The organism is Pauljensenia hongkongensis (assembly GCF_001746855.1).
Taxonomy (GTDB): Bacteria; Actinomycetota; Actinomycetes; order Actinomycetales; family Actinomycetaceae; genus Pauljensenia; species Pauljensenia hongkongensis.
In genome coordinates, this window is the sequence record NZ_CP017298.1 from 708,266 (window position 1) to 709,753 (window position 1,488).

The window sequence follows — 1,488 nt, forward strand, 5'->3', positions numbered from 1 at the left end:
ACGATGATGGGAGGACCCATGGACACACCCCCCGAGCCCGGCGCCCAGCAGGTGCCGCCCCCGGAGTCGCGCTACGCCGACGAGCTCGCCCGCCTGGCTGAGGTCGGCGGGCCCAGGCCCCCCGGCTGGCTGCTCACGCCCTCGGCCGTCGTCTCCTTCGTGTGCGGGAACGCGCGCCTGGGGGTGTCCCGCAAGTTCGTGGGGGACCCGGCGCTGGTGGAGCGCTGCGTCATCACCCTGGCCGGGGAGCGCGCCCTGCTGCTGGTGGGCGAGCCGGGCACCGCCAAGTCGATGCTCTCCGAACTGCTGGCGGCCGCGATCTGCGGGACCTCCGGCCTGACGGTGCAGGGCAGCGCCGGGACCACCGAGGACCAGCTGCGCTACGGGTGGAACTACGCCCAACTGCTGGCCAGGGGCCCCAGCGAGGACGCGCTGGTCCCCTCCCCCGTCCTCGCCGCCATGCGCTCGGGGCGGGTGGCACGCGTCGAGGAGATCACCCGCTGCCTGCCCGAGGTGCAGGACGCCCTCGTCTCCGTGCTCTCCGAGCGGCGCCTCGCGGTGCCCGAACTGGGCGAGTACGCCGTCCACGCCGCGCCCGGTTTCTGCGTGATCGCCACCGCGAACCTGCGCGACCGGGGCGTGACGGAGATGAGCGCCGCCCTCAAACGGCGTTTCAACTTCGAGGCCGTCGCCCCGATAGCGAGCGCCGAGGAGGAGGTCGCCCTGGTCATGGAGAAGACGGAGCGCGCCCTCGCCGCCGTGGGCGCGCCCGCGAGCGCCGACCGCGTGGTCGTGGAGGCCCTGGTCACCGCTTTCAGGGACCTGCGCGGCGGGGTCAGCCAGGAGGGGTGGTCCGTGGAGAGGCCCTCGACGGTCCTGTCCACCGCCGAGGCGGTCGCCGTGTCCGGATCCATCGCCCTTGCGGGCGCGTTCTTCCCCCACGCCAAGGACGGGGTGCGGCTGATCCCCGGCCAGTTGCTCGGCGCGGTGCGCAAGGACGACTCCGACGACGGGGCGCGCCTGCTGGCCTACTGGGACTCTGTCGTCAAGCGCCGGGCGGCGCAGGGAATGCGCACGTGGGAGCAGCTGTGGGAGCTGCGCGGCGCGCTCGAGCAGTGACGGGGGCGACGGGTGTGAGCGCGGGCGGGGAGGTCGCGGCGCTGGCGGCCTCGCGCGCCCCGTTCCTGATCGGGGTGCGCCACCACTCGCCCGCTCTGGCCGTCGCCGTCCCCCGCTTGCTCGACGGTTTCGGCCCGGATGTGCTCGCGGTCGAGTTGCCCGCGCAGGCGCGGGCGTGGGTGGACTGGCTCGCCCACCCGGAGACGGTGGCCCCCGTGGCCCTGGCGTTCAGCCGCGGCGAGGGCATGAGCTTCTACCCCTTCGCGGATTTCTCCCCGGAGTTGGCGGCTCTGCGCTGGGCGCGCGGCGCGGGCGCCGAGGTCGCGTGCGTCGATCTGCCCGTCGGGGCCGGCCCCGGCGACGGGGGCG

2 protein-coding genes are annotated in these 1,488 nt (G+C 75.0%); both read left to right on the forward strand.

What is annotated here, in order from left to right; translation table 11 throughout:
- The first annotated feature begins 18 nt into the window (after nt 1-18).
- Complete coding sequence (locus BH719_RS02955) at nt 19-1,119, forward strand: ATP-binding protein (protein WP_009743254.1); 1,101 nt, start codon at nt 19-21, stop codon at nt 1,117-1,119.
- A 14-nt stretch (nt 1,120-1,133) separates the two neighbouring features.
- Nucleotides 1,134-1,488 (forward strand): DUF5682 family protein (locus BH719_RS09545; RefSeq protein ID WP_245683309.1); only part of this gene is annotated, 355 nt, incomplete at its 3' end.